The sequence below is a fragment of the Candidatus Pelagibacter communis genome (genome assembly GCF_001179845.1).
Classification (GTDB): domain Bacteria; phylum Pseudomonadota; class Alphaproteobacteria; order Pelagibacterales; family Pelagibacteraceae; genus Pelagibacter; species Pelagibacter ubique_Q.
The window spans coordinates 26287-44970 of sequence record NZ_CVSB01000049.1; the positions used below are offsets into that span (position 1 = coordinate 26287).

Sequence of the window (18684 nt, forward strand, 5' to 3'; positions counted from 1 at the left end):
TGTATTATTTTTATTAATTTATACAATTTTAAATTTCTTTAATTATGCTAGTAAAACCTGATTTTTATTAACAATAATAATAAATAGGCTAAAACAATCCACAAAAATTAAAAGAACCAAAAAAGCTTCATTTTAAACAATTTTAGTTAATAAAGATGTTAGTAAACTGTGAAAATAATGTTTACAAAAAATAATCACCTTTATTCACAGGATATATTACAACTACTATAATTTATAATATTTATTTATGAAACCTTTGCATAAAATAATTATCAACAAAGACACTTCATTTAATCCTATTTGGATTATGAGACAAGCAGGAAGATATCTTCCCGAATTTAGAGAAATTAGAAAAAAAAATCCGAATTTTATCAATTTATGCTTAAACGACGAATTATCGTCAAAAATAACTTTACAACCCTTAAAGAGATTTAATTTAGATGCTGCTATAATATTTTCAGATATTTTAATGCTTCCATATGGGTTGGGCCAGAAAGTAGAATTTGAAAAAAATTTTGGGCCTAAGTTAGGAGAATTAAATTTAAACGAAATTGCTAAAATTGATGAAATTGATTTTGTAAAGAAAATTCATCGTGTGTATAAGGCAATAAAAAATGTTAGTTCAAATCCATCTTTAAACAATAAAAATACTATTGGATTTGTTGGTGCTCCTTGGACATTATTAGTTTATATGATTAATCAACAGTCACCTAAAAAAAACCTGAAAAAAGATTTTTTTAAAGATGAGTTTTTAATAAACAGAATTTTATTAATCATAGAAAAATTTTTAAAGGTTCATATAAAGAATCAAATTGATAATGGAGCAAATATAATTCAAATCTTTGATAGTTGGGCGGGTTTATTAGATGAAAAAGATTTACCAAATTATGTTTATTCTCCTACTTTAAATTTGGTAAATTATGTAAAATCTTTAAAAGTACCAGTTATATGTTTCCCTAGAGAAGTAAAAAATTATAAAGAATTTTGTGAAATAGTTAAACCAGATGCCGTTAGTATCGATTATAATGTTGATCCAAAAAATATACTTAAGGATATAAAAATACCTATTCAAGGTGGTTTAGACCCTAAAATTTTATTAACAGACAAAGAAACTTTGAAAAAGGAAGTCTCTAAATATTTGGAAATCTTTAGAGATCATCCATATATATTTAATCTTGGGCACGGTATTTTACCTGAGACTAATCCAGAAATGTTAGAAAATTTAATTAAAGTTGTAAAAAATTTCAAATGATGGAAAAAAACCATCCTCTTGTAAAGTTTGGCAAAACAGGCGTTCTGATAGTTAATTTAGGAACACCCGACTCTACTAGTTGGTTTGATGTAAGAAAATATTTAAGAGAGTTTCTTTCTGATAGAAGGGTTATTGAGGTAAATCCTGTGATTTGGCAAACAATTTTAAATGTTTTTATTTTAAATTTTAGGCCCTCCAAAACAGCCAAAGCTTATAAAGAAATATGGATGAAAGACAAAAATATGTCCCCGCTCCTCTATTATACAAAAATGCAAAGTGAGAAAATTTCAAACTCAATTTCTAAAAAAAATATCATTATAGATTTTGCAATGAGATATGGAAACCCTAGTATTAAAAGCAAGATTCATAAATTACATGAAATGGGCTGCGAAAATTTAGTTATTCTTCCTCTTTATCCACAGTATGCTGCTGCCACAACAGCAACGGTCTGTGATGAAGTTTATAGAACTTTAATGAAAATGAGATGGCAACCCTCTTTAAAAATAATACCACACTACGAATCTGATCCTTTTTATATTGATGCACTTGTTAATTCTATTAACAGAAAACTTAACGAAATAAATTGGAAGCCAGATCTTATTATAGCCTCTTATCATGGCATACCAAAAAAATATTTTGACAAAGGTGATCCTTACCATTGTTATTGTCATAAAACGACAAGACTTATTTCAGAAAAATTTACTTCAATTGAAATTAAAACTACATTTCAGTCAAGATTTGGTCCACAAGAATGGCTTCAACCATATACTGATAAGACTCTAGATAACTTACCCAAAGAAGGAGTCAAAAATGTTCTTACAATTTGCCCAGGCTTTTCATCTGACTGCGTTGAAACGTTGGAGGAAATTTTAATTCAGGGCAAAGAGAGCTTTATTACTGCTGGAGGAGAAAATTTTGATATGGTTCCTTGCTTAAATGATAATAATGATCATATCCTTTTATTAAAATCCTTAATCGAAAGAAATATTTGATATATGAACTTGTATTTATTATTTAAATCTTTGCATTTGATTGCAGTCATTTCTTGGATGGCTGGTCTTTTGTATCTTCCTAGAATTTTTGTTTACCACGTTGAAAATAAAGAGAAAAAAGAAGCAACAGATATTTTTGAAGTTATGGAAAGAAGGTTGTTTAACTACATTATGCGTCCTGCAATGATTTTTAGTTGGGTTTTTGGGTTAGTATTAATTTATCTCAATGGAATAGATATTATTTCTCAATTATGGTTTCAGATAAAAATTGTGCTAATAATTTTGTTATCAGCTTACAATGATTACTTAGGGAAATGTCTTGTTGCTCTAAAAAATTCTACAAACACAAGATCTGCAAAATTTTTCAGAATAATTAATGAAATACCAACGGTTATCTTAATTATTATTGTGTTTTTAGCCATTTTTAAGCCAATCTAGGGTTGAAATAATAACATTAGTATATATATTAAATCCATCTGATAAGTCCTTATCGAAAGAATAATCATGAATATTCAAGAACTTAAACTAAAATCATCTGAACAACTTATTACGCAAGCAGAAGAGCTTGGCATTGAAAATGCTAGCACACTAAGAAAACAGGAAATACTTTTTGCAATTTTAAAGAAGGTTGCAGAAAAAGAAGAAATTACTGGTGTAGGTGTATTGCAGCTATTACAAGATGGCTTTGGTTTTTTAAGAGCAATGGAGTCAAATTACCTACCAGGACCAGATGATATTTACGTTAGTCCAAGTCAGATCAGAAAGTTTGGTTTAAGAACAGGAGATACAGTTGAGGGTCCCGTTAGAGCACCCAAAGAAGGTGAAAGATATTTTGCTTTACTCCAGGTAAGTAAGATTAATTTTGAAGAGCCAGAAAAATCAAGACACAAAATTGCATTTGAAAACTTAACCCCATTATACCCAGATAAGCAATTGGTGATGGAAATAGAAACTACAAAAATTGAAAAAAAACCAGATCTAACTCCAAGATTAATTGATTTGGTAAGTCCTATTGGCAAAGGTCAAAGATCAATAATTATATCACCGCCTAAAGCTGGTAAGACGATGATTTTGCAAAGTATTGCAAACTCAATTGCAAAGAATTATCCAGAGTGCTATTTGATTGTACTGCTTATTGATGAAAGACCTGAGGAAGTAACGGATATGCAAAGATCTGTAAAAGGTGAAGTTATAAGTTCAACTTTTGATGAACCTGCCCAAAGGCATGTTGCTGTAGCTGAAATGGTAATTGAAAAAGCTAAGAGATTAACAGAAAACAAAAAGGATGTTGTCATTTTATTAGATTCAATCACAAGATTAGGAAGAGCTTATAACGCTGTTATCCCAAGTTCTGGTAAAGTTTTAACTGGAGGTGTGGATGCAAATGCACTTCAAAGACCAAAAAGATTTTTTGGGGCTGCAAGAAATATTGAAGAAGGCGGTTCATTAACTATTATTTCAACTGCACTAATTGACACCGGTAGTAGAATGGATGAAGTTATTTTTGAGGAGTTTAAAGGAACAGGTAATAGTGAAACAGTTCTAGATAGAAAAATTGCTGATAAAAGAATTTATCCAGCAATCGATATAACAAAATCTGGAACCAGAAGAGAAGAATTATTATTTGATAAAAACGACCTACAAAAAATGAATGTATTAAGAAGAATAATTGCTCCAATGGGAACTATGGATGCAATTGAGTTTATTAGTTCAAAATTAAAAGACACTAAAAATAATTCTGAGTTTTTTAATTCTATGAATAAACCATCTTAAAAAACTATTTTAAAAAAATAGTTTTTAAATTTATGGATATAAAAGAAAAAATAGCAATTATTCATAATTTGATGTGTGCAAAAAAATTTACACAGGCAATAATAAACTCTCATAAATTAATTAAACTTTATCCAAATGTTTCTTATCTTTATAACCTCTGTGGTATGGCCTATCAGGGCAATAACCAAATAAAAAAATCAGTAGAAAGTTTTAATATCGCTTTGAACCATGATCCAGAAAATCTAGCTGCAATGAACAATTTAGCAAACTCTTATAAATCATTAAATTACTTTAATAGAGCCGAAGAGATATATGAAAAGGTATTAAGAAAAGACCCTAACAATATTAAGTGTTTAAATAATTTTTCGAACTTAAAACAAACTCTTCGAGATTATGAGACGGCAAAAAAATTATTATTGAAAGCATTAGAAATCGAGGAAAAAAATTTAAACATTCTTTTTAATCTTGCTGAATGTTATCAAAGTTTAGGAGAATTAGATCAGGCTAAAGATTGTGCACTTAAAATACTTAATTTACAACCAAACCACACAGCAGCTCATAGATTTATTTGTGGAATTATAAACCACAGATCTGATAAATCCTATTTTCCAAAAATAATTGAAATAGAGAAGAGCGATGATTTTAAAAATTTTTCATCAGAGGAAAAAAAAGACATATATTTTTCATTGGGAAAAGCATACGAGGATAATCAAGATTATGAAAAGTCTTTTAATTATCTTCAAAAAGGAAATTTAATTAAAAATAAAGAGATAAATTATAATCAATATGCACACGAAAAACTTATTAAAAGTATTATTAAATTATTTCATGATTTTGATTTTGAAAAAATTAAAAAAAAAAAACTCCAAAACAAGATAATTTTTATATGTGGAATGCCTAGATCAGGCTCAACTTTAATTGAACAAATGATAGCATCCCATGAAGAAGTTAGTGGAGCAGGTGAATTAAGTTATTTGCGAGATGTAGTAGCAAAAAATTTTCTACAAGATTTTAAATTTAATAAACAAAAATTAATTGAAGAAGCTTCTTTAGAAAGAAACATTATAGCAGAAGAATATATTGAAATATTAAAATATCATAAATTTAAAACGAATATTGTTACAGATAAAGCTCCACAGAATTTTCTTTGGATGGGTTTTATAAAAATTTTTTTTCCAAATAGTAAAATTATTCATTCCTATAGAAATCCAAGGGATAATTGTCTTTCTATATATAAAAATTATTTTCCATCTAACGATATGTTATGGTCTTTTGACCAAACAAATATAGCTAATTATTATAATTCTTATTTAGATTTGATGGATTTTTGGAAAAATAAATTTAAAGATAGTATTTTAGATGTTAATTATGAACGTCTTGTTGAGTTTCCTGAAGACGAATTAAAAAAAATTTTTTCTTTTTGCAATTTAACATGGGATCCAAACTGTCTAAATTTCTATAAAACCAAAAAAACTCCAATTTCAACAGTAAGTGTTAATCAAGCAAGTAAACCAATTTATAAATCATCAGTTAATTCAAATGAAGGATTTTCAAAATATTTAACTGAAATGTTCCACATTCTTGATACCAAGAAGTAAAAAAGCAAGTATAATGAGTTGATGACAATTTTTGCGCTATCAACTGGGCCAGGTATTTCTGGCATAGCGGTTATAAGAATTTCAGGAGATAATACAAAAAAAGTTATTAAGCTATTAACAGGAAAAGATATTCCCGAGCCGAGAGTGGCAACTCTTAGAAAAATCAATAAAATCAATACTTCTGAACTGATTGATGAAGGCATAATACTGTGGTTTCCTGGGCCTGAGAGCTATACAGGAGAAGATATGGCTGAAATACAAGTACATGGAAGCAAAGCAGTTGTCGATGCTCTTCACACTTCTATTTCAGATATTGAAAATTGTCGTCTAGCGGAACCTGGTGAGTTTACTAAACTTGCATTTCAAAATGGAAAAATAAACTTACTTAAAGCAGAAAGCATTGCAGATTTAATTTCTTCTGAAACTGAAATTCAAAGACAGCAAGCAATTAAAATTATGAATGGAAAATCTGCTGATCAATTTAATTTTCTAAGAGAAAAACTTTTAAAAATTTTATCGCACGTTGAAGCCAAGATAGATTTTCCAGATGAGGATTTACCTGATGATATTTTAAAAGAAATCAAAAAAAGTTCTGATGAAGTTTTAATAAATATTGAAAAAATTTTAGATGATCAAAAAGTTGGAGAAAGAATTAGAGAAGGATTCAAGATTGCAATTCTTGGACCAACCAATGCAGGTAAGTCCAGTCTTCTGAATCATTTATCAAATAGAGATGTTGCAATAGTTTCAGAAATTGCAGGAACAACAAGAGATGTAATTGAAACCCATCTTAATATTGATGGTTATCCAGTAATTGTTTCTGACACTGCTGGGATTAGAGATTCTAAAAATGAAATTGAAAAGAAAGGTATAAAGTTATCTTTAAATAGAGCAGAAGAAGCTGATCTGAAGCTGGTAGTTGTTGATGCCAAAAACCTCGATTTTACTGATGTTTTGAAGGGATTGTTGGACCAAAATGCAATTTTAGTAATAAATAAATCAGATCTTTTGAAGGGAGATATTGATCATGAGATTAAAAAATTAAATCATGTATTAATTTCAATTAAAGATAATTTAAACATTGATGAGTTAATTTTAAAAATAAAAAATAATTTAAAAAATAAATTTATAACCAGTGATGATATTTTAATTACCAGAGAACGTCACAGACAACATCTTGAACAATGCTTAGAGCATCTAAAAAATTTTAATAAAAAAAATGAAGTTGAGGATTTTGATAAAGCTGCAGAAGATTTAAGATTAGCTACTAGACATCTTGGTATGATTGTTGGAAAAGTAGATGTTGAGGAGATATTAGGTAGTATTTTCAACGATTTTTGTATAGGTAAATAATAGCCTTTTTTTCCTTGATTTTAAGCCCTTTTTTACTGAAAAACGTTGATAATTAAAGCTTATTTAAGCAAAATTTTACGCGCCTTGTAAATATAATAATCAGTTATAAATTTAGCATATGAAAAATGATTTATCATTTGATGTTGTAGTAATAGGTGGTGGCCATGCTGGTTGTGAAGCAGCTGCAGCTTCTGCACGATTAGGAGTTAACACTGCCCTATTCACTCATAAGAAAGAAACTATTGGAGAGATGTCTTGTAACCCAGCAATTGGTGGTTTGGGTAAAGGACATTTAGTAAGAGAGATAGATGCCCTTGATGGTGTTATGGGTGAGGTTGCAGATAAATCGGGTATACAATTTAGATTATTAAATCGAAGTAGAGGTCCAGCAGTAAGAGGGCCAAGAACTCAATCTGATAGATCATTATATCGTAAATATATGCAACAAAAACTTGCAAACTACTGTAATTTAAAGATTTTTTCAGATCCAGTTATAAAGTTTATTTTTGATAAAAATACAATAAATGGCTTTTTAACTAAAGCAGGTAAAAAAGTTTTATGTTCTAAGCTAATACTAACAACGGGCACTTTTTTAAATGGTTTGATACATATAGGTGATGAACGAACACCTGCAGGAAGATATGATGAAAAACCTTCAACAGGATTAAGTGAACAATTAGAAAAATATAATTTTAAAATAGGAAGATTAAAAACAGGAACCCCTCCTCGACTTGATTCAAGAACAATTAATTATGAAAATTTAGAAGAACAGTTTGCAGATGATGATCCTTATTTTTTTTCTTTCCTAACAAAAAAAAATATTAACAAACAAGTTTCATGTCGTATGACTTATACTAATGACAAGGTTCATCAAATTATCAAAAAAAATTTATCTAAGAGTGCCATGTACTCAGGCAGCATACAAGGTGTTGGACCAAGATACTGTCCATCGATAGAAGACAAAATAGTAAAATTTGCTGATAAGGGTAGACATCAGATATTTTTAGAGCCAGAAGGACTCAATGACCATACAATTTACCCAAATGGTATCTCAACATCACTTCCCGTTGAAGTTCAACATGAAATATGTAATAATATCAATGGTTTAGAGAATGTATCTATTATAAGGCCGGGATATGCCATAGAATATGACTATATAGATCCAAGAGAACTGTTTTTAACACTTGAAACTAAGAAGATTAGCAACCTTTATCTTGCTGGGCAGATTAATGGAACAACTGGATATGAAGAAGCAGCAGCTCAAGGCCTTATTGCCGGGATAAATGCTGCTCTATCTTTTAAAAAGTCAGAACCTTTTATTCTTGATAGATCTGATGCTTACATAGGAGTGATGATAGATGATTTAGTGACCAAAGGTGTGGCCGAACCATATCGTATGTTTACATCAAGAGCAGAATATCGATTAAGTCTTAGATCTGATAATGCGGATCAAAGATTAACTGCAAAAGGAATAGAGATAGGACTAATTGGCGATGTTAGAAAAAATCTATATTTAGATAAATTCAATAAAATTAGTCAAATAAATCTAAAAATGGATCAATCCACTATATCACCAAATAAAGCTGAGAAATTTGGGGTAAAAATAGCAAAAGATGGAATTTTAAGATCTTCTAAAGAAATATTAACTCAAAAAGGGGTAGATATGAGCAAAATCAGGGAAATGTGGCCTGATATACCTTATTTTAGCAAAGAAATCGATGAACAAGTTGAAATTAATGCACATTATAGGGGTTATTTAAAAAAACAAAAAGCTGATATTTTGGCCTTTAAAAGAGATGAAAACCTCATAATACCGGATAAAATTAATTATGATAGCCTTTCAGGTTTATCAAATGAAGTAAAAGCTAAATTTAAGGAAATTAAACCAAAAACAATGGGACAAGCGCTGAGAATTGATGGAATTACTCCAGCTGCTGTATATATTTTGTTGTCACACGTTAAAAGAAAGTCTATTAAGCATATAGCTTAATGGATCAAGAAATTTTAAATTCATACTCTAAACTCAATGGCTTAAATGTTTCACGTGAAACATTTTTGGACTTTGAAAACTATATATCCATGATTAATGAAAAAAATAAAAAAATTAACATAATCAGCCAAAAAACATCGTCAAAAAAATCTATAATTGAGCGTCATATAATTGATTCAGCACAAATCATTGATTTTGTTGACTTTAATTGTAATACAACCACAGATTTAGGATCAGGAGCCGGTATGCCAGGAATTGTAGTGGCAATTATACTTAAAAACATGAAAAATAGTATGAGTGTGCACCTTTATGAAAAAAGCTACCATAAAAGCCGTTTTTTAAAGGAGGTTTCAGAAAAACTAAATTTAAATACAAAAATTTTTCAAAAAAATATTTTTGAAATAAAAAATTTAGAAACAGGTACTATAATGTCAAGAGCTTTCAAGCCAATGCCAGTAGTTTTAGATTTAGTCTATGAAAATTTTTCAAAATATAAAAATTTAATTTTTTTTATGGGAAAGAGTGGAAAAAAAATATTTGAAAAATCTAGAAACGATTGGGATTTAGAATACATAGAAAAAAAAAGTTTAACGAATGAGGATTCATTTTTATTAAATATAAAAAAAATTACTAAGAAAAATAAAAAAAGATATAAGAAAAATTAAATGCAAATTATTTCAGTAATAAATCAAAAGGGTGGGGTAGGAAAAACAACAACCGTTATAAATTTAGCAGCTGGATTGACTCAACTTAATAAAAAAATTTTAGTTATTGATTTGGATCCCCAAGGAAATGCCACAACAGGTCTTGGATTATCAAACATAGATAATTCAAGCGACACAATTTATGGGGTACTGAATGGAACCAGAGAGATTAATCAGATAATCAAGAAAACAGAGTTTGAAAATTTAGATATAATCACTTCCAATGTAGATTTATCTGGACTTGAAGTTGAAACAGCTGATGATAGTAATAGAGCCTTTATATTAAAGGCTAAATTAAGCGCTTATTTAAACAATTCTAGTGGATCATATGATTATGTGCTAATTGATTGTCCACCATCCTTAAGTCTTCTGACAGTTATGGCGCTTGTATGTTCCAACTCACTTTTGGTTCCTTTGCAAACAGAATTCTTTGCACTTGAGGGATTAACCCAATTAATGAAAACGATTGAGAGGATAAAAGTAAGTTTAAATCCTGATTTAAAAATTAGAGGGATCCTTTTGACTATGTATGACAAGAGAAATAAGCTTTCTTCACAAGTCGAAAAAGAAGCCAGAGATTATTTTAATGAAAAAGTTTATACAACGGTAATACCAAGGAATGTTAGATTATCAGAAGCACCTTCACATGGAATGCCAGTATTAATTTATGATAAATCATGTCCTGGTAGTAAGTCGTATTTTAGCTTTACAGATGAATTTATTAATCAAGAGACAACAATCGGAAGCGCTGCATAATGGATAAAATTAAAAAGGGTTTAGGTAGAGGTTTGTCATCCCTGATTGGTGAGACTAAAGTTGAAGCCAAAACAAATCAGCTACCTGTTAGTGACTTAATACCAAACAAGTACCAACCAAGAAAAAATTTTGATGAGAAACATTTAGAGGACCTAACAAATTCAATTAAAGAAAGAGGAATGATACAACCGATCATAGTTAGAAAATCATATAATGAAAATTTAAAATTTGAAATTATAGCAGGCGAGAGAAGATGGCTTGCTGCACAGAGAGCAGGCATTCACAATATTCCTGTGGTGATCACTGAGGCAGATGATTTAAAATCTTTAGAATTTGCAATAGTTGAAAACGTTCAAAGACATGATTTAAATCCATTAGAAGAAGCCCAAGGTTATAAAAGATTGATAGATGAATTTTCATATGATCAAGAAAAGGTCTCAAAGTTTATTGGTAAAAGTAGAAGTTATATAACTAATTCTTTAAGAATACTTACCTTGCCAGATGATGTTATAAAACTAATAGAGTCCCATAAGTTATCTACAGGACATGCTAAGATTTTAGTAGGTCTCGACAATGCTAGCTTTGTAGCAAATAAAATAATAGAAAATAAACTTTCAGTAAGGCAAGCAGAAAAATTTGTACAATTATTTAAAAATAAAAGACAAAAGTCAAAGATCACAAAAGATGCTAATATTATTGCTCTTGAACTATCAGTATCAAATAAAATAGGATTAAACGTAGAAATAAACAACAGTAAGAGAAATAAAGGAAAAATTTCTTTTGAATATAAAGACTTAGATCAACTAAATAAAATTATAGATATAATTAAGTCTAATTACTAGTTGTTGAAGAAGATTGAAGTAAAATAAAATCTGTAATTAAATTTATTGAATTGTTAATATTTTTTTTAATTTGTAATTCAGCTTCACTTAATGCGTAGATCAGATCTTTGATATTATTTGGTTTCCATTTTTGAATTTGTTGTTTTGTAATTTCTTTTTCTTTCCAAAAAATTGGTGGTTTTGCTGATGAGATGGTTAAATCTATATTTTTGTTAGTTTCATAGGTTTTTGACAGTACCAACAACTTTTTGGCTTTTATAATAAAAGATCTAATAATCATAATGCAATCTTCATTACTAAAATTATTTTCATTTAAGATGCTTATTATCTTTTTTTTGTTTTGAGCAAGACAATTATCAATAAGTTCAGATATACTGTGGTTTTCATTTAAATTGATCAGCTTTGATATGTTTTCACTATTAATTTTTTTTCCATTCTTGCCAAAATATTCTATCTTTTGAAGCTCATTGATAAGAGCTTCTCTGTCTCCACTGCATTTGCTAACTATCAAGTTTACATTTGAAGGAGAAAGTGAAATCTTTTTATTATTTAAAAAGTTATAAGCTAATTTAGATAATGTTTGATCGTTGTCAGGATAAAAGGGGATACAAACTAATTTTTTGTCTTTTTCGAAAAAAGATCTTAATTTTGATCTTTTTTCTAAATTATCTGAGTTTAAAATAATTGTTGTGTTTTCAAGGTTTTTTAAAAGTAACGTTTCGATTACCTTTAAAATTTTGTCTGTAGTTCTTTTAATAACAATAAATTTTTCTTTTTCAAAAAGAGATTTGGTTAAAATATTTTCAATAAAATTATTTTCATTGTCCAAAACTTCCTTTTCTTCATAATTTTGAACATCGTTTTTATCTTTAATCAAAATACTAAGAGCTTCATTTTTTAAACCCTCATTTTTTCCATAAAACAATATTAGTTGATTTATTTTTTTATTAATTTTATTTATTTCAAAAGATTTAAAAATCATTTTAGATTTGTTAAATCAATTAAAATTTTTGATATCATTTTATTATAAATGTTTGATCTAATTTCACTTTCGTAGCTGTTTAATTCAAATTTTTTACTCAAGTTTTGGTAATTAAATTGTTCGTTGTATTCTTTTTTCGTAATTAGTTTATCTTTCTCATAAACTTCAATTTTCAGATTAATTTTTAAACCTAAAAGCAAAGGATCGCCTTTAGTGTCTTTTGATAGTATTAATTTTTTTTCAGACGTTAATAATTTTAATTCATATAAAAAAATATTATTTTTTTCATATGAATAATTCTCAAGTCTAGTAGCTAAAATCTTATTTGATCTATTTTCATTAAATTCTATAATTTTAATTCCAAAATTCTGATTATTTTTTGAATAAATCGGTTTATAATCACATTGAGTAAACAATAGTAAAATAATAAATAAATAATATTTTTTCATAATTATAAAATTATTAAGTTCATTAGTCTATTTTTAACAAATATAGTTTTTTTTATATCCATAGCACTATAATTTTTTATAAAATATGCTTCTTTAACAACTTTATCGTATACATCTTTTTCAGTTGAGTCAGTATTACTTTGAATAGTAAATCGTTTTTTGCCATTTATTTGTATTACTATCTCGACAATATCTTCTTGCAGGTATTTTTTATTGGCTTCTGGCCAGATAATCTTATTTTTAATATTTAACTCAGATAAACATTCTTGTGCAAAATGAGGTATGATTGGTGAAAGTAAAAATAATATATTTTTATAGTTTTCTCTAAGAGAGTCTTTTTTAATGAAATTATTTATTTCTTTTGAAAAATAATTATAAATTTCATGAAAATTTGCAATGATTACATTATAGTTAAATTTTTCTAAGTTGTTGGTAATCTTATGTGTCATTTGATTTGTGAATTTATTTAACTCTTCCGTCCTTTCATTTTTTTTATCTTCAATTTCTATTTCATCGTTTAAGATTGCTTTTATTTTCTTATGAAGAGCCCATAATTTTTGTATAAATTTATATGAGGCAATCATACCTTCCTCTGACCACTGAACATCCTTTTCTGGAGGACTATCAGATAATATAAATAATCTTACCGAATCTGCACCATACTGCTCAATTATTTTAGCTGGCTCAATTGTGTTTTTTTTTGATTTAGACATTGACTCTATTGGTCCAACTATAACTTTTTCATTTAAGTTATCTTTTTTAAAATAATTTTTACCATCATCTGATTTTACTTCATCAGGATGAAGCCAATTACCTTTTTGATCTTTGTAAGTTTCATGACAAACCATTCCTTGAGTAAAAAGACCATCAAAAGGTTCTTTCATATCAAAGTTGTTATTTTTATAGGATATTGCTTTCACAAAAAATCGAGAATAAAGAAGATGTAAAATTGCATGTTCAACGCCACCTATATATTGGTCAACTGGCATCCAATATTTAACTTCCTCATTGTTAAATGGTACTTTTGAATTATCACTTGAGCAAAATCTTAAAAAATACCAAGAAGAATCTACAAATGTGTCTAATGTGTCTGTCTCACGAACACATTTTTTTCCATCTATTTCAATATTTTTCCATTTATCTTGATGATCTAGAGGGTTTCCTTGAACGTTAAGATCTACTCCATCCGGTAATTTCACTGGTAGTTGTTTTTCAGGTATTTTTAAAATTTGATTATTTTCATCATAGGCTATTGGTATTGGACAACCCCAATATCTTTGTCTTGAAATACCCCAATCTTTTAATCTAAAATTAATTTTTTTATTTCCAAACTTTTTTTCTTCTAAAATTTTTATAGTTGTTGGAATAGACTCATCTGGAACTTTCAGTCCATCTAATTTTTGGGAGTTTATAAGTATACCATTTTCAGTGTATGCCTTATTTTTTACTTTGAAATTTAAATCTTTATCTAATGGTCTCACGACTGTTTTGACTGGTAAATTATATTTTAAAGCAAAATCTAAATCTCTTTGGTCGTGAGCCGGACATCCAAAAACAGCTCCAAAGCCGTAGTCCATTAAAACAAAATTTGCAAAATAAACTGGCACAGACAATGTTTCATCAAGTGGATTAATTGCATTTAGATTTGTTTTAAATCCCAATTTCTCGGCTTGTGCTATTGCTTCTTCTGTAGTTCCTGTTTTAGAACATTCTTCTTTAAATTTTAAAAATTCAGCATTTTTTTCATATAATTTTGATAATGGGTGATCTACGGAAACAGCAAGAAATGACATACCATAAAGGGTGTCAGGCCTAGTTGTATAACATTTTATCTCATTAATATCTTGATTGTCTTTAATTTTAAAATTAATTTCACATCCAAAAGATTTTCCAATCCAATTTTTTTGCATTACCTTTACTTTGTTTGGCCAAAGTTCTAAATCATCTAAACTTCTTAAAAGGTCGTCAGAAAATTTTGAAATATTAAAAAACCACTGATTTAATTTTTTTCTTTCCACTTGAGCTCCTGATCTCCATCCCTTACCGTCGATTACTTGTTCATTTGCAAGTACTGTTTGATCAACTGGATCCCAATTGACATAATTTTCTTTACGATATACTAAGCCTTTATCATAAAATTCTAAAAATAATTTCTGCTGATGTTTGTAGTAATCAGACGAACAGGTTGATATCTCTTTATTCCAATCAATTGAAAGACCCAACTTTTTAAGTTGTTTTTTCATATTTGAAATATTTTTTTCAGTCCAACTTTTAGGATCAAGATTATTTTGTTTCGCAGCATTTTCAGCTGGCATACCAAATGAATCCCAACCCATTGGGTGAAGGACATTGAAATTTTTCATCATTTTATACCGAGCAAGAACATCACCTATAGTGTAGTTCCTTACATGTCCCATGTGAATATTACCCGAGGGATAGGGAAACATTTCCAAACAATAGAATTTTTTTTTGTCTTTTTTTATTTCAGATTTGAAGGTTTGATTTTTATCCCAAAATTCTTGCCATTTTTTTTCAACTATTTTGAAATTATATCTTTCCACTTACGACTTTGATTTACACTAATTTCTAAATTCTTTAACTCGGATTTCTCTACCTTTATTTTTCTTTTCAAAATCACTTGTTTTGTATTTTGCTGCTCTTTTCAGAATAGCAACTCTAAGTTCCTGGTCGATATCAGATTGGGATTGTATTACCTTACAATTTGATAAATTAGTACATTTTTTTTTAAACACTTTTATGCTTAGTGCATCTGATCTAACCTCGTTTGAAAGAAATTGAATTGTAATTTTAATTTCATCATTTGTGTTTTCTTCACCATACCAATCAGTAATTATTATGCCTCCACCATAATCTACAGAAAGCAAGGGCATAAAATCAATTACATCTAATGAAGCTCTCCATAAAGGATTTGCATTTGCAAACTCGAATTTTCCACCTTTACCCCCATTAAATCCACTCATTAATCTAAAACCTCTGCCTTCTTCCTGATTTTTTTTTACTCTTAACTCAGGTTGGGGAGGGTATTTCTTTGCATCTACAGGCCTATAAATCCCACAGGATACAAGTGTTTGAAAAACCATAAAATATATAGTAAATATACAGAATAATTTTTTCATAGATATGTCAGAATTCTTATTAATTAGGGCTTTTAATATCATAAAATTGCATATTTATTATGAAAATAATCTATTCCAATAAAATTGTTGTATATATGCAACAATTTCGGTTTATTATTGATAAATAACATAATTTAACACTTTTAAACGTATGAAAGTGATAATTAAGGATCAATTATAATTAATTATAAATAACAATAACAGGAGTCAATTATGACAAACTTAAAAAAACTAGGATTAACTGCATTAGCAGGATCTTTAGTTGCTAGTACTGCGTACGCTGGATCTTTAGACGTAGCAGGTGCTGCTAAAGTGTCTTACACAAGTGCAGATGAAACTGAAAGTGGTGGAAACCCATGGTCAATGACTAGAGATATTACTTTCTCTGGTTCAGGTGAAATGGACAATGGAATGACTATCAGCTACCACCAAATGTTAACTGCCGGTAGTTTCTCATCTTCAGGATTAAAACTTGATATGGGTGATTCTGGTATGCTAACATTCGCAAACGGAACTTCTCAAGGTCAAGGTATTTCAGCTTACGAAGATAAAGTACCAACAGCTGCAGAGCAAGTATGGGATGATATGGATGGTCAAGCTAATGGTGTACTAACTGGTAATAAGGTTAATAAAATCGGTTATGGTAACTCTTTAGGCGGAGCTAACTTTTCTGTAGATTACAACAAACAAGAAGATGGTGGATCTGCTAAATCATTTGGTGTTGACATGTCTCCAGTAGACGGTGCAATGGTTTTCCTTGCAATGTCTGATGAATACGCTGGAAGTAACGCTTCAACTGACCAAACGACATTTGGTGGAACTTACACTGTAGGTGCTACTACACTTGGTCTTCAGTTAACATCTATAGATTTCTCTACAGCAAATGCTGATACAGATAGAACTCACATTGGTGCATCTTTTGCAGTAAATGAAGATTTATCGGTTTCATTCGGTATGTCTACTGTTGAGTTTGAAGATGGTTCAAAAACTGACCAAGAAGATTCAGGTTTCTCTGTTTCTTACACAATGGGATCTATGTCGTTAACAGCTGCAGCCAATGCATCTGACAACGTAGGTGGAACAAATGGTACAGACGATACTCATAAAGAGGTTGGTCTTGCATTTTCATTCTAATTAGATACTTATTAGATAATTTAAACGGCCTCCTTGTGGGGCCGTTTTTTTTTGGAAGTAAGAAATTCCAGCAAAACCTTTACAATTAATTAAACTTAATTTTTTTAAATTCTCATTTGTTATACCACCTAAAGCTATAACTTTTTTGTTAGTTAAATTTGTCAATAATTTAAATTTATTCAATCCCAAATAGTTTTTATTTTTTTTAAAAACTGAAGAGAAAAATAATATACTTACACCCTGTCTTTCTTTAATTTTAATTTCTTTATTGTTATGTGCAGATCCAATTAATAAAAAATTTTTACTCTTAGAATATGAAAGGTGATTTGTACTTTTGTTAAATGAAGGAATATATGCTCCATCTAAATTCAGGTTTATTGCTAATTTAACATTATTTGACAAAAAGAATTTGTGACCTTTTTTTTTACAGTAATTTTTAAGTTTAATAATAGTTGATAAACTATCTTCTGCCTCATAATTTCTATAAATAATTCCTGTATTTAGTGTTTGTTTATCTATATTTTTTGTATCAAATTTATTAATAAAGTAATATTTTCTAAAATTATTTATATGCATAGTACAGTAAAAAATTTATTAGATATACAAGACACTATAAAAGTTAAGTTAAACAAAATAAATATTAATAATTATCCAAAAATTATAGCAGTTTCCAAGACATTTAAAATTGATCAAATATCGCCTCTGATAGATTATGGGCATATAGATTTTGGTGAAAATAAAGTTCAGGAAGCTGTCGAAAAATGGACAGAAATAAAAAAAATAAATCCAGAATTACAACTACATATGATTGGAAAATTGCAGACCAATAAAGTTAAATTTGCTGTAAAATTATTTGATTATATTCATTCGGTAGATAGTGAAAAGCTTGCAAAAAAAATTGCTGATGAACAAAATAAAATAAATAAAAATATAAAAATATTCTTGCAAGTTAATATTGGTGATGAAAATCAAAAATCCGGAATTAACAAAAATGAGCTAAAAAGTCTAGTTAATTACTGCATAGAAATTAATTTAGATTTAATTGGCTTAATGTGTATTCCGCCTGCTAACATTGATCCAGAAGTTTATTTTGAGGAGATGAAAAATCTAAACAAATCTCTTGGTTTAACTGAACTTAGCATGGGAATGTCTTCAGATTTCATTATCGCTGCCAAATATGAGTCAACATTTATCAGAGTTGGATCTAGTATTTTTGGTCAAAGATCCTAAAAAATTTTTATTTTTGAATCTTTTTTTATTAATTTTAGCATAATTAAAAAATCATTTTCTTTTAAAGCAATGCATCCAGCAGTAGGCTTATAATTTTTGGTAAGATGAATAAAAATACAACTACCCTTTCCATTGATAGGTTTTTTATAGTTGTATTTAATTGGAATTAATAAATCATATTTATTATCTTTTCTTTTTAATTTTTCGTGCCCAATTTTTTTTTCAATTTTAATAAGCTTGTTGTATTTTTGTGGAAAACTAATGTCATCACACCAACCCATATTTTTTTTTATTTTGATACATTTTAATAAAGTCAAAGGTTTTTTAACTCTATCTTCTCTAAAATAGAGATTTTCAATTTTAAAAGTACCTTTTGGTGTTTTTTTATCTCCTTCTATTTTGTTATCAGTTGAACCTTTCTCTCCAATGCAGCACTTAAATTTAAATTCATCTATTTGAAGAGTATGTTTATTTTTTACAAAAATTGTCATA

At 28.5% G+C, this 18684-nt stretch carries 18 protein-coding genes; 12 read left to right on the forward strand and 6 right to left on the reverse strand.

The genetic code is table 11. The features are described from left to right. The first annotated feature begins 247 nt into the window (after window positions 1-247). The 10 genes from hemE to AMN81_RS05135 all read left to right on the forward strand — a co-directional run bounded on the left by hemE (window position 248) and on the right by AMN81_RS05135 (window position 11260). Window positions 248-1252, forward strand: coding sequence for a uroporphyrinogen decarboxylase (gene hemE / locus AMN81_RS05090; protein ID WP_072090988.1), 1005 nt, complete (start codon window positions 248-250; stop codon window positions 1250-1252). Further along, window positions 1249-2244: a ferrochelatase gene (gene hemH / locus AMN81_RS05095; protein ID WP_072090989.1), complete on the forward strand. Its 996-nt coding sequence runs from the start codon at window positions 1249-1251 to the stop codon at window positions 2242-2244. Before hemE ends, hemH begins: the two co-directional genes overlap by 4 nt. Window positions 2245-2247: 3 nt before the next feature. Further along, window positions 2248-2682 carry a protoporphyrinogen oxidase HemJ gene (gene hemJ / locus AMN81_RS05100; protein WP_072090990.1) on the forward strand — a complete coding sequence of 145 codons (435 nt, stop codon included), beginning with the start codon at window positions 2248-2250 and terminating at the stop codon, window positions 2680-2682. Between the two features lie 66 nt (window positions 2683-2748). Next, the gene (rho, locus tag AMN81_RS05105; protein WP_023854529.1) at window positions 2749-4017 is read left to right on the forward strand and encodes a transcription termination factor Rho; all 1269 of its coding nucleotides are present in this window, start codon (window positions 2749-2751) and stop codon (window positions 4015-4017) included. Between the two features lie 32 nt (window positions 4018-4049). Further along, entirely contained in the window at window positions 4050-5615 is a 1566-nt protein-coding gene (locus tag AMN81_RS05110) for a tetratricopeptide repeat-containing sulfotransferase family protein (protein ID WP_072090991.1), read from the forward strand. Between the two features lie 21 nt (window positions 5616-5636). Beyond that, on the forward strand, window positions 5637-6968 hold the full coding sequence (gene mnmE, locus AMN81_RS05115) for a tRNA uridine-5-carboxymethylaminomethyl(34) synthesis GTPase MnmE (protein WP_072090992.1): 1332 nt from the start codon (window positions 5637-5639) through the stop codon (window positions 6966-6968). Window positions 6969-7086: 118 nt separating this feature from the next. Beyond that, window positions 7087-8958, forward strand: coding sequence for a tRNA uridine-5-carboxymethylaminomethyl(34) synthesis enzyme MnmG (mnmG, locus tag AMN81_RS05120; protein ID WP_072090993.1), 1872 nt, complete (start codon window positions 7087-7089; stop codon window positions 8956-8958). Beyond that, entirely contained in the window at window positions 8958-9623 is a 666-nt protein-coding gene (locus tag AMN81_RS05125) for a 16S rRNA (guanine(527)-N(7))-methyltransferase RsmG (protein WP_072090994.1), read from the forward strand. The genes mnmG and AMN81_RS05125 overlap by 1 nt, the downstream gene beginning before the upstream one ends. Continuing rightward, a complete protein-coding gene (locus AMN81_RS05130; protein ID WP_072090995.1) occupies window positions 9624-10418 on the forward strand; it encodes a ParA family protein in 795 nt (264 codons plus the stop codon). Next, on the forward strand, window positions 10418-11260 hold the full coding sequence (locus AMN81_RS05135) for a ParB/RepB/Spo0J family partition protein (RefSeq protein WP_072090996.1): 843 nt from the start codon (window positions 10418-10420) through the stop codon (window positions 11258-11260). Before AMN81_RS05130 ends, AMN81_RS05135 begins: the two co-directional genes overlap by 1 nt. On the opposite strand, the gene holA is transcribed toward AMN81_RS05135, so the two are convergent. Genes holA through AMN81_RS05155 form a run of 4 tightly spaced genes read right to left on the reverse strand, consistent with a single transcriptional unit; the run spans window position 11250 to window position 15828 of the window. Continuing rightward, on the reverse strand, window positions 11250-12242 hold the full coding sequence (gene holA / locus AMN81_RS05140; protein WP_072090997.1) for a DNA polymerase III subunit delta: 993 nt from the start codon (window positions 12240-12242) through the stop codon (window positions 11250-11252). The two genes, AMN81_RS05135 and holA, sit on opposite strands and share 11 nt — an antisense overlap. Next, window positions 12239-12691, reverse strand: a complete 453-nt coding sequence (locus tag AMN81_RS05145) for a hypothetical protein (RefSeq protein ID WP_072090998.1) — start codon at window positions 12689-12691, stop codon at window positions 12239-12241. Before AMN81_RS05145 ends, holA begins: the two co-directional genes overlap by 4 nt. Before the next feature lie 2 nt (window positions 12692-12693). Beyond that, on the reverse strand, window positions 12694-15252 hold the full coding sequence (gene leuS / locus AMN81_RS05150; protein WP_072090999.1) for a leucine--tRNA ligase: 2559 nt from the start codon (window positions 15250-15252) through the stop codon (window positions 12694-12696). Window positions 15253-15270: 18 nt separating this feature from the next. Then, window positions 15271-15828, reverse strand: coding sequence for a DUF3576 domain-containing protein (locus AMN81_RS05155; RefSeq protein ID WP_072091000.1), 558 nt, complete (start codon window positions 15826-15828; stop codon window positions 15271-15273). Between the two features lie 213 nt (window positions 15829-16041). Here AMN81_RS05155 and AMN81_RS05160 point away from each other — a divergent pair, with 213 nt between their 5' ends. Then, a complete protein-coding gene (locus AMN81_RS05160) occupies window positions 16042-16962 on the forward strand; it encodes a porin (RefSeq protein ID WP_072091001.1) in 921 nt (306 codons plus the stop codon). Here the strand turns inward: AMN81_RS05160 and AMN81_RS05165 are convergent, their stop codons facing one another. Continuing rightward, complete coding sequence (locus AMN81_RS05165; protein ID WP_072091002.1) at window positions 16963-17538, reverse strand: thiamine phosphate synthase; 576 nt, start codon at window positions 17536-17538, stop codon at window positions 16963-16965. On the opposite strand from AMN81_RS05165, the gene AMN81_RS05170 reads away from it, so the two are divergent. Beyond that, entirely contained in the window at window positions 17533-18192 is a 660-nt protein-coding gene (locus tag AMN81_RS05170) for a YggS family pyridoxal phosphate-dependent enzyme (protein WP_072091059.1), read from the forward strand. The two genes, AMN81_RS05165 and AMN81_RS05170, sit on opposite strands and share 6 nt — an antisense overlap. Here AMN81_RS05170 and AMN81_RS05175 read toward each other — a convergent pair. Further along, window positions 18189-18683 (reverse strand): L,D-transpeptidase family protein, encoded by a 495-nt coding sequence (locus tag AMN81_RS05175; RefSeq protein WP_072091003.1) that lies wholly within the window; start codon window positions 18681-18683, stop codon window positions 18189-18191. The genes AMN81_RS05170 and AMN81_RS05175 overlap by 4 nt on opposite strands. Window position 18684: the final 1 nt, after the last annotated feature.

Bases quoted from the DNA above. Each gene is read 5' to 3' on its own strand.
- holA (WP_072090997.1), bottom strand. From the start codon at position 12,242: ATGATTTTTAAATCTTTTGAAATAAATAAAATTAATAAAAAAATAAAT.
- AMN81_RS05145 (WP_072090998.1), bottom strand. From the start codon at position 12,691: ATGAAAAAATATTATTTATTTATTATTTTACTATTGTTTACTCAATGT.
- mnmG (WP_072090993.1), top strand. From the start codon at position 7,087: ATGAAAAATGATTTATCATTTGATGTTGTAGTAATAGGTGGTGGCCAT.
- AMN81_RS05165 (WP_072091002.1), bottom strand. From the start codon at position 17,538: ATGCATATAAATAATTTTAGAAAATATTACTTTATTAATAAATTTGAT.
- hemJ (WP_072090990.1), top strand. From the start codon at position 2,248: ATGAACTTGTATTTATTATTTAAATCTTTGCATTTGATTGCAGTCATT.
- rho (WP_023854529.1), top strand. From the start codon at position 2,749: ATGAATATTCAAGAACTTAAACTAAAATCATCTGAACAACTTATTACG.
- AMN81_RS05160 (WP_072091001.1), top strand. From the start codon at position 16,042: ATGACAAACTTAAAAAAACTAGGATTAACTGCATTAGCAGGATCTTTA.
- AMN81_RS05170 (WP_072091059.1), top strand. From the start codon at position 17,533: ATGCATAGTACAGTAAAAAATTTATTAGATATACAAGACACTATAAAA.
- AMN81_RS05155 (WP_072091000.1), bottom strand. From the start codon at position 15,828: ATGAAAAAATTATTCTGTATATTTACTATATATTTTATGGTTTTTCAA.
- AMN81_RS05130 (WP_072090995.1), top strand. From the start codon at position 9,624: ATGCAAATTATTTCAGTAATAAATCAAAAGGGTGGGGTAGGAAAAACA.
- hemE (WP_072090988.1), top strand. From the start codon at position 248: ATGAAACCTTTGCATAAAATAATTATCAACAAAGACACTTCATTTAAT.
- AMN81_RS05135 (WP_072090996.1), top strand. From the start codon at position 10,418: ATGGATAAAATTAAAAAGGGTTTAGGTAGAGGTTTGTCATCCCTGATT.
- hemH (WP_072090989.1), top strand. From the start codon at position 1,249: ATGATGGAAAAAAACCATCCTCTTGTAAAGTTTGGCAAAACAGGCGTT.
- mnmE (WP_072090992.1), top strand. From the start codon at position 5,637: ATGACAATTTTTGCGCTATCAACTGGGCCAGGTATTTCTGGCATAGCG.
- AMN81_RS05110 (WP_072090991.1), top strand. From the start codon at position 4,050: ATGGATATAAAAGAAAAAATAGCAATTATTCATAATTTGATGTGTGCA.
- AMN81_RS05175 (WP_072091003.1), bottom strand. From the start codon at position 18,683: ATGACAATTTTTGTAAAAAATAAACATACTCTTCAAATAGATGAATTT.
- AMN81_RS05125 (WP_072090994.1), top strand. From the start codon at position 8,958: ATGGATCAAGAAATTTTAAATTCATACTCTAAACTCAATGGCTTAAAT.